The 8,967-nt window shown below is 56.3% G+C and carries 7 protein-coding genes; 3 read left to right on the top strand and 4 right to left on the bottom strand.

Annotated features, from left to right (window positions below; translation table 11 throughout):
- Nucleotides 1-332, bottom strand: a 332-nt coding sequence (locus N551_RS0120505) for an NYN domain-containing protein (protein ID WP_027568472.1), incomplete at its 3' end; no start/stop codon positions are given.
- Between the two features lie 781 nt (nucleotides 333-1,113).
- On the opposite strand from N551_RS0120505, the gene N551_RS0120510 reads away from it, so the two are divergent.
- Nucleotides 1,114-1,608 (top strand): DUF4142 domain-containing protein, encoded by a 495-nt coding sequence (locus tag N551_RS0120510; protein ID WP_027568473.1) that lies wholly within the window; start codon nucleotides 1,114-1,116, stop codon nucleotides 1,606-1,608.
- A gap of 442 nt (nucleotides 1,609-2,050) precedes the next feature.
- On the opposite strand, the gene N551_RS39760 is transcribed toward N551_RS0120510, so the two are convergent.
- The gene (locus N551_RS39760) at nucleotides 2,051-2,449 is read right to left on the bottom strand and encodes a helix-turn-helix domain-containing protein (protein WP_155809844.1); all 399 of its coding nucleotides are present in this window, start codon (nucleotides 2,447-2,449) and stop codon (nucleotides 2,051-2,053) included.
- 304 nt (nucleotides 2,450-2,753) lie between these two features.
- Between N551_RS39760 and N551_RS39575 the strand changes: the two genes are divergently transcribed.
- Nucleotides 2,754-3,260 carry an integrase core domain-containing protein gene (locus N551_RS39575; RefSeq protein ID WP_081747925.1) on the top strand — a complete coding sequence of 169 codons (507 nt, stop codon included), beginning with the start codon at nucleotides 2,754-2,756 and terminating at the stop codon, nucleotides 3,258-3,260.
- 541 nt (nucleotides 3,261-3,801) lie between these two features.
- Here N551_RS39575 and N551_RS0120525 read toward each other — a convergent pair.
- Complete coding sequence (locus N551_RS0120525; RefSeq protein WP_035961663.1) at nucleotides 3,802-4,023, bottom strand: hypothetical protein; 222 nt, start codon at nucleotides 4,021-4,023, stop codon at nucleotides 3,802-3,804.
- A gap of 168 nt (nucleotides 4,024-4,191) precedes the next feature.
- Here N551_RS0120525 and N551_RS0120530 point away from each other — a divergent pair, with 168 nt between their 5' ends.
- Complete coding sequence (locus tag N551_RS0120530) at nucleotides 4,192-4,776, top strand: DUF2939 domain-containing protein (RefSeq protein WP_027568477.1); 585 nt, start codon at nucleotides 4,192-4,194, stop codon at nucleotides 4,774-4,776.
- A gap of 832 nt (nucleotides 4,777-5,608) precedes the next feature.
- Here N551_RS0120530 and N551_RS0120535 read toward each other — a convergent pair.
- Complete coding sequence (locus N551_RS0120535; RefSeq protein WP_245287827.1) at nucleotides 5,609-8,395, bottom strand: Hsp70 family protein; 2,787 nt, start codon at nucleotides 8,393-8,395, stop codon at nucleotides 5,609-5,611.
- Nucleotides 8,396-8,967: the final 572 nt, after the last annotated feature.

The following is an 8,967-nucleotide window of genomic DNA, read 5'->3' on the forward strand; positions in this document are numbered from 1 at the left end:
TGCTCGGCGAGCTCCATGGCGTTCACGGCGAGCTCGATGTCCATGTTGCCCTTGACCTTGCGGCGGCCGGAGGCGTCGATGAACTCCTTGGTCGCCTTGGTGACGACGGTGTAGCCGTTGTAGTCGAGCCAGTCGATCAGCGGCCGGATCGAGGAGTACTCCTGATCCTCGATGATGGCGGTGTAGTAGAACGCCCTCAGCAGCGTCCCGCGACTCTGAAACTCCTTCAGCAGGCGCTTGTAATCGATGTCGAAGCCCAGAGTTTTCGCCGTCGCGTAGAGATTGGCTCCATCGATGAAGAGCGCGAACTTGTCGGTGGAGGAAGGTGACATTCAGTTCACGCTTTCGGTGAAGCAGCGCGGATTGAGCTGGAAGCGTCGCGGGCGCGCGACGCAGATGGGCAGTCGCATTCTATATAGGTCACTACCGTAGATCGGCGAGGAGACGGATGCTTTAACCTTGTACTATTTTTAAATGTATCACGCCTTGGAACCTGACATTAGCCGAAAGTTGGGCTGTCAGATTTGTAATGTGTCCTGTCTATTTTCGGGTGCTTATTTCAGGGTGCTCGCGCCATGGCAGTTGGCGACTTTGCTCTCTTTGATCTTTGGATTCGGCGGCGCGGCCGAGGCTGGCGGTGGTCTGTTTCAAGTCCATCCGGAAACCTTCTGTTGGTCGGAAGCGAGAGGAGCCGGTCCGCGGCGCGTTACATGGCTGCTCGAGCCATGTTCCAGTTGCTGCTGACCGCTCCTTGTCGCAACGGAATGAGATCTAAAGATAAGTCGGCACCGTGGCGTCGACCTGAATGCCAGGAGGGGCGTTCGGCGGTGAATCGCTTAGGCCCACAAGGACGTCGCGGCGATTGAGGCGGGTCTGCAGTTCGGAGCGGGGCGCCACCGGATAGGTTCAAAGGACTAGTGCACCGAGTAGACCGGCGCCCGTGGAGGGCTATCGGACCTGCCGGACGTTCCGCATCTCCACGATTTGAGCCGCTGTTCACTTGACCCTCGTACCTGCGCCCGCAGTGCTAGAGCTAACGCGGCTCGATGTACTGAATTGGAACCTCTTCCACGATTGGCGTGTTCACGGCAAAGAACCCGTAGGAGTTTGCCGATGAACAGACTGCTTGTGTCGCTCGGGACAGCAACCTTGATGGCGATCTCAATTGCCAACGCATCTGCGAAAGATAAGCAAAGCGAAACGTTCCTAAAGAAAGCAATCGAGGGCAATTTCGCTGAAGTGAGCATGGGAGAGCTGGCCCAGCAGAACGGTCAAAGCGATGCCGTAAAGTCATTTGGCAGAATGCTTTCCACAGACCACGCTGCCGCCAACCAGAAGGCTTTGGATGCTGCCCAAGGACTTGGAATGAACTCACCAAGCGGACCGAATGCGAAGCAAAAAGCCGACCATGACAAGATGGCAACAATGTCCGGCGAAAGCTTCGACAAGATGTTCGCATCTCACATGGTCGCAGACCACCAGAAGGATATCGCCGAGTACAAGAAGGCGTCAAAAAGCAAGGACGCTGCGGGAGAATATGCTTCCGGCCAGATAGACACATTGCAAAAGCATCTGGACACGGCAAAATCGTTGAAGGCCGGCCGGTAATCAATGCGGGGCCGGAGGTCTCAAATAGACTCTAAAAATTGCCAAACACGCGAGGCGGCAATTGCCCGCGCCGCTCAGCTTTGCAGTTTGGTCTGCTTCTTCAAGTTGGAATAGCGAGATTCGACTGATGCTTGGCTACGGCCGAGGTCTGCTGCAATGTTGCTGAATGACACTCCGCTCGCGCGCATCTCTAAAAGCATCTCGTCGTCCTCTGCGGACCAGATCGTCGAACTCTTTGGAGCCCCGGTTCGGATCATTTCCACCCCGCTGCCGAGTTTTTTGTGCGATCAGACAAAAGCAGCAACCGCGATAGCGCAAATTATGGCGACTGGTATCCCGAAACAACCGCTTACAGGTTGGGCCGTCGTACAGGCGCACGCGGGTTAGCAGTGTTAGCATTGCGAAGACGCGGCGGGTGTTGCCGGCGGGCGGAGGCCCAGGGCTAACCGACCCATTGCGCGAAGGCGTGTCCGCTCCTTCGGCTTGTTCGCCCTCGCTGCTTGCGGAAGCGTTGTAAACGACCGTACACGGCCTGGCGACTGCGACCCAAGCGCTCGCCCAGCTCGGTTGCAGTCATGCCCTCTTCGAATAGCGCAAGTAATTGCGCTTCTTCTTCGGGAGACCACGGACGGATCTCTTGTTGATCGTTGGACATCGATTTCATGCCAGCAGTAGCGCTGCGGACCATCGTAGAGCAAGGAGGTAAATGATCAGTTCCAGGTTTGGAGCGTGAACGTCGCGAGGTTGCGCTTGCACCCAGTTTGCTCGGCCAGGGCCGAACTGGCCACGCGGCTATAGGGCGTCCAGGGTGGCCGCGTAACGATCTGTAAGTATTGGGCATGCATCATAGCGCCTTTCTGCGCGTGATCAGTCCGACCAAGGAGATCGCCGTGACATCAGATAATGATGACGAGTTAGCTGTTTTGACGTGAGAGATCGCTGACAAGGTGACCTATGTTCAGAGCCAAACTATCCTGATCGAGGTCCTTAAGCGAGACGGACACGACGTATCCGACTATGAGAGAGAGCTGGCTAAAGAGCGGTCGCGCTTGGCAACGCGGATCGCGAGGCAGTTTAGATTGCTTGAAATAGTTTCGACCAATGAAGGACCCGAGACAGCCGCGTCAACTCAAGGATAAGTAATCATGTCGGATCGCCGGAAGATCGATCGTTCGGACGTCGACTTGGTCGCATACATTTTTGGAGATGGCGGCAGCCAACGTTGCCGCGTTTTCAACATCTCGGAGGACGGGGCTGGGATCGAGCTACCGGCGAAGCTGCACATGCGTGCCACATTCAAGATGATGTTGGAAAGAGACCGTATCATCCGAGATTGTCGTCTCGTTTGGTCCAGTGATACTCGCATCGGGTTCACCGGCACGGACTTTACCGGCCTGCTCGCCAGCAACGGCATTGCCATCAGCATGGATGGCAAGGGCGCCTGGCGCGACAACGTGTTCGTCGAGCGGTTGTGGCGCAGCGTCAAATACGAGGAGGTATACCTGAGAGCCTACAACAACGTCAGCGAGGCCCGCGCCTCGATCGGCCGATACCTCGACTTCTACAACGGCCGCCGGCCGCACCAAAGCCTTGACGACGCCACACCGGATCAAGCCTACTTCAACCAGCCGCCATTCCGCTTGGCGGCCTAACTAACTCCGGCAGAAGCTCCACTTATCCAAGCGGAGATTCTGTTCAGACAAGCGGGACCAGCTCTTTATGCTGTTTTCAAATCCGGGCGGCAGCGGCATCTGATCGGGCGCGGCATCGTTGCAGGCAGGGCAGGGGTCGCCGGCGCCGCCCCGCACCCGCAGGCCTTTTGCCCTCCCAAGGGCGGTCGGGATGGCTTTCGCAGACCCGACCAACGTCCTAGCAGGTGACGCAATTCATGAGAGGCCCTTGGGCGGAGAGACGGCCCCTGCCAAGCTGAGGGGCTTAACCACCGACAGATAGGCCGCGAGGCTTACGTCAACGTATGCAGCGAAAAACGAAAGCTGCAGGTCTATCAAACTGGAAGATGGCGTAGGACGCGTCCTGCGATGGTCGGATAACCTGATGATCTGGGCTGACATGTAAATTCCTACTGCTGGACAGGTCACCCCGGCGAATGGCCAACATAGCAAAATCCCTTGGTTCCTGCGTCCACCGTAATGGCTTGCCTCCCGGGCGCACGTCCGGCGGAGGCAGGGCGGCTCATTCTGCCGCTCGCAGTCCCTTCTCTGTGGGCTCATAACGAAATCCGTGCTTCACCAGCCAACCACCTTCGACCATCTTCGTCGCCAATGCCCTCGAGCATGCCGGCTTGCTTCCGCCAAGGTGATACACCCCGTCGGCGCGCTCAATCAGAAAACCGTAGACGCGGGCCTGGCGCAACGGCTTCAGCATGCCGGGAATAAGAACAATGGAACTGGTCATGGCTTCCCAAGCACCGGCACTGCTGAACGTTCCGGGAGCGTAGCGTCGGGCGGCTGACTAGCAGAGCCCCGCGGTTCACGCTGGCGGGTTTTTCTTCTAAGCTGCCGCCTCCGCCGTATTCTCTTCACAAAAGGCGACCAGCAACGCGGCATCCAGAAAGGGTGCCATATGCGTTGGTTTTTCGGAACTCTAGTTGCTTTGCTTGTCTGCCTTGGACTTTACGTTGGTTCCGCGATTGCGTCTCTTGGCGGTTTGGTCGGAGCAGTCCAGGCGGGGAACGGCGCCGACGTTCTTGCGCGGACGGACACCGCACGCCTACGCAGATCGTTGGTCGATCAGATCGTTGGGGCTTATCTCAAGCAGATCGGCCGTGATCGGCCTGTAAAGCCGTTGGAGCGGTTGGCGGCTAATACCTACGGAGCCTCGGTTGCCGACGCCATGATCGGCAAAATGCTCACTCCGGAAAACCTCACGGCTGTTTTGAACAAGGGCGCCATCAGCGTCGGGGGAGCGGAAGCGAACATGCAGCGCCTCTCAGAAATCGACACAACCAAGGTGCTCGAAACGCTTAGGCGAATATCTCCGACTAAGCCGGTCGAGTTTCAGATCCGTCTAGGCCAGAACGACAAGGATGGGGGCGTAAGCCTTCACTTTGCGGGCAACGGCTGGAAACTATCAGGCATCCAGCTTCCGAACGCAGCGGTTCAAGCGCTGGCCGAGAATCTCATAAACACTAAGGGCCGAAATGGCTGAGAAGAACAAATGCACCAGAACGCCGGCCGCTTCACGCTGGTAGGCGCACGGCAAATGCGAAGGCCGCAGCGGGAGGTTTAAGCCGCTACGGCCCGCGCATCTCCAAAACGCCGGGTGATGGTCAGGTAAAATGTGCAGCCAGCCCCGGTGACAAAATTCTGCTCGACTTCTGCCCCGTTTGCAAACACAACTTCGGTGCAACCGAAGTCCCGCTGTGTGATTTGGTTCCGAATGGGAACAATGTTGCTGGAGAGACGGCTCTCAATGGTGACTCTGATTAGGGCCGGGGCCGCTCCGCCGGCTTGGGCTGGGAACCGGCGGCCCTTCAACAACCGCCCGCAGTTCTCGTTCCTGTTTGCTCATTTCGTCGTTCGATGGCGAGCAAGCTCCGCCCTTGCGAGTGTGCGGGCCTTCTCAAGCGCGTCTGCCCCGGTCAACAGGTTCGGCGCGAGCCGCCGTCCCGGGATATCGTCCCAATAGAAATAAACGCTCGGCCGACCATCGGCGAAGCACACTTCATAGCTGCCGGTCTGGGGCACAGCTTCGTGCTTACGGATGCGGACGGGAGCGGCTGTCACCGGTTTGCACATCCGCTAGCCTCTCTGTCTCAAACACCAAGTGGGCATCGCCTCTCTGCTGTGTGTGGCATGTGTTTCCCGACAGCATCGATTGGGCATACCGCAGCTGCCCGGGCCCGTACCTGTCATCACGCGCGACCACCGCTCCACACCCACAGTCCGGAATTAGGCCGGGGCTCCAGGTCGCCCACCCCAGAAGTGGCGGCGGCCAGCAAGCACTCACTGACCGCCCGCGTGAGGTAGACCCGGCTAAACTAAGAGCCTTCACCTGTTGACAAAATGAGTCCTTCGATCAGCTTCACTGGTCGATCCTTTTCCTTCATACGACGCAGTTGGGAATGGATCTCTGAGAACTCTCCGCCTCCCGAAACTCTAAGCTCATCACCTGCTTGAATAGACCTATAGAGGAAATCATCCCCTCTGGTTGTATCGAACTCATACAAGTCCGGCTCGGAATTGTGTGAGGGTGCAAGCCCCCACCAATATAATGGTGACAATGGCAAAGCCGCACCATTTTTTTGATCGATGACGAAGACTTCAGCGTCTGAGAATGAAACGGTTCCTTCGTATTCGATAACGTTGATGAAGGTGCGGGAAGATCCTGTGAGGCTCCGAAACAAACCCCTAAATTGTCCGGCTGCGAACCGCTTGGCTGTAACGCTTTCGAATACACCAAATCTTGCATTGGCAAAGATCTTGCTGAGGTGGTTTCCGAGGATCGACAGAAATGTCACGTAATCGATATTGGACTTCCTGTCGTGCTTCACATTCGCGATTTCCGATATCCATGTATCGATTTGTTGGACCGTGCCGCCTTCCATTATTCTCAGCAGAGGAGCGGCAAAGGCCCATCTCCGCGGTGAGTTCTGAAGCGCCGCCTTTAGAAGGCCCCATAATGGACCAGCGGAGCGATGCTGCAGCCCTTTCAAGTACGACGACGATAGAGCGTTGTGAACGCAATGATCGCAGATCGTGACATAGGCCGCGAGCGTTAGCATCGCTTCGACGGCACTCCTTCCGCGATGCACCCTGTGCTTTTCGTCCGTTTCAGACATAAAGCGGGCTAGTGCTGCCGCTGCTGGGTAGGGCAACTCCGTTACCAACTCGGCAAGGTCTCGCCACTCGGCTTGCCGCCCGCGCTGTTCGATGATCTGGATGTCGCGGCTGCTCACGAAGGAGCATGCTGAGGTCGAGGTACCGAAATCAAACCCCAGATAGGTCTCTCCTTTAGTTTCGGGCCCGACGACCGTCATGTCCATATAGAAAGGGCGCCCATCCACGACGGTGCCTTCGCGTCGATCGTCTCGGCCATAAATGAATCGGGGGAGAGCGGTGCCGTTTTCGTGAACGGTTAACTCGACCTCGATGCTTTGCTGGAATTGGGTACCTGAGGGCGTTTGGGCCCGCGTATCCACAATGTTGTGTCGAGAATCGAGATCCTCATGGTCGAAAGAAGATCTCATGAAGTAGTAATGAAGCGCATGCTTTGGCGGCTTTGAAAGTCGTACCTTCCAGCGAAGCGGCTGATCAATCAATCCTCGCAGACTGCTTGCCGCCGGCAACAAGATAGCTTCCTCGAGCTCATGGCCTTCTGCGAATTTTTTCTTCAGGGTTTCATCAGTCGGACGATACCGCCTGCGCTCAACCTCACCTTCATCCGGTCTAAGTAGCAAACAAAGCCTATTGTAAGTGACTCCACCGAAGTCGCCCTGGCCCTCATTAAAGAACCGCCGAGCGCATTCTGTTGCTAGCCCCTTTGCCACTACCTCCTGAAAATCTTCGCTCAGTTCGACAACCTGCGCGTCTCCCAAGCTGGCGCGAAGATCTCGCTCGATCAATGGCTTAAGCCAGCGAATGTTGGATGAGCCACCGGACAGGAGGACAACTGTGATTTCTTGACCGCTAATCTCAGCTCGGCCACGTTCAATCGTGTTCTGAACGGCATTACGAAGTTTCTCGGACCAAATCTGCCGCTCGAAGATCGACCGAAGCCGCGCAGCATCGAGTCTGACGCTAGCTAGCTGAGTGTTCGAATTAAACGGATCGGTTGGGACCGACAACGCATAAGGCAAGACACCCGATAGGTCGGCGCTGATATTCCAGCTAGCAATGCTCTTGCAAATCGACAATTTGGCGCGCTCAACTGCTTGAAGATACGCTTTGATGTTTTTAAAAAAGGCGCGCTGTTTTTCGCTTACGGTATCGAGGAATTCCTCGTCCGCGTTCTTGTTGGCATAAAAGAAGGTCAACGCCTTCCTGACCTCGCTTTTTTCAACCCGCGCACCAAGAGCAGGGAAGAGGAGATCTTCCGCTATCAGTCGATTTATCGCGAAACCGCCAATCTGGATGGATTTGGCAGCCAGTGGCCGCGAATTCGTACCGCTGCCGCTGATGTCTCCTGTTTTAGTGGTCTCGACAACGCAGACGTCAAATGTTCCTCCGCCGAAATCGAGGACCAGCGCAACGTGCTTCTTGTGTTCAGCAACTGTCCAATGTCGGAGTCCGTATCTGTAGTATTGAAAAACCGCGAATGGCTCTGGCATGAAATCGATTTCTTGAAACTTGCCGTATAGCGCTTTCCTAACAGCTTTCCTATAATTCGAGAGCCATGCCTCGCTTGCAGTGTTAGTGCCGGCCAATGCGAGAGGTTCGGCGATCAGAATTCTGGTTGGCAGAGCGAGATCCTGTGCCTCCAGCCATTGGTTGATCTTTTCCAAAGACGCATCAAAGAAGTCCTTGGCGAGTCCAAGAGTAGTCCTGCGCGGCGAATTGGCCTGTGTCCTGCGGGGGGATTCATCTGGATCGACAGTACCCAATTCGATCTTGAAATCCTCGACAAGGAGGTCAGGAGAGGGGCATTTGTCGCGCGCTTCGGTTCCAATCCTTGGTTTACTGCCTTCATAATAGAGGGAGGTCGGAATCACGTAGCTGCCGTCGATCTTGGCCATTTTAACAGAGCTGATGAAAGGCATCTTTCGCAGCGACATGCGTTGTTCGTCTCCACCAACAAGGTTGCGCTCTGAAATGGAAGCGGGGAGCATTCCCCAGCTCACCCTCGGATCAGGACAGGGGTTTTTCCTACACCCACTTTGCTCTTGAACTCAACTGGCGCGAGTGAAAGCATGCCTCCGGCTTGGCTAGTATGCAGCGATTCGTAATGCCTTAGTCGCGGGGGTCCTTGGGGACGGACCGGCGGCTCTTAGGATCTAAATGGTCCATTAGCGCTTCCGTCGCCCAGTTCTTTGGAAGAGCGGATGCAATCCTGGATGTCCTGCTATCGAGTGGCCTTCAGGATTGACGGCCAAATAGGATGTCCGCGGTTGCGCCTGATCACAGTACGTCGAAAGTCTTTGCCGCCGAGAAGCCTTCCGATTGGTATCGATACATTTCGGGGGGGATAGGAATGAAGAATGGTGCGGTTGCGGCAGAGCCTTCCATCCCGGATGTGGGCAGTTTCATCAGACTCCGTGGTAAGACCTGGCTCGTCGAGAGGACAGAGCAGATAGGCCCTGTCCAGGTGAACCGCCCCGGGTTTGCCGGAGGCTCCAACTCCTGAGAGGATGGAGCCATGACGAGCAAGACGACGAACAAGTTTTCACCCGAGGTCCGGGCC

The sequence above is a fragment of the Bradyrhizobium sp. URHA0013 genome, assembly GCF_000518345.1.
Classification (GTDB): Bacteria; Pseudomonadota; Alphaproteobacteria; order Rhizobiales; family Xanthobacteraceae; genus Bradyrhizobium.

Bases quoted from the DNA above. Each gene is read 5' to 3' on its own strand.
- N551_RS39760 (WP_155809844.1), bottom strand. From the start codon at position 2,449: ATGCCCAATACTTACAGATCGTTACGCGGCCACCCTGGACGCCCTATA.
- N551_RS39575 (WP_081747925.1), top strand. From the start codon at position 2,754: ATGTCGGATCGCCGGAAGATCGATCGTTCGGACGTCGACTTGGTCGCA.
- N551_RS0120535 (WP_245287827.1), bottom strand. From the start codon at position 8,395: ATGCTCCCCGCTTCCATTTCAGAGCGCAACCTTGTTGGTGGAGACGAA.
- N551_RS0120530 (WP_027568477.1), top strand. From the start codon at position 4,192: ATGCGTTGGTTTTTCGGAACTCTAGTTGCTTTGCTTGTCTGCCTTGGA.
- N551_RS0120525 (WP_035961663.1), bottom strand. From the start codon at position 4,023: ATGACCAGTTCCATTGTTCTTATTCCCGGCATGCTGAAGCCGTTGCGC.
- N551_RS0120510 (WP_027568473.1), top strand. From the start codon at position 1,114: ATGAACAGACTGCTTGTGTCGCTCGGGACAGCAACCTTGATGGCGATC.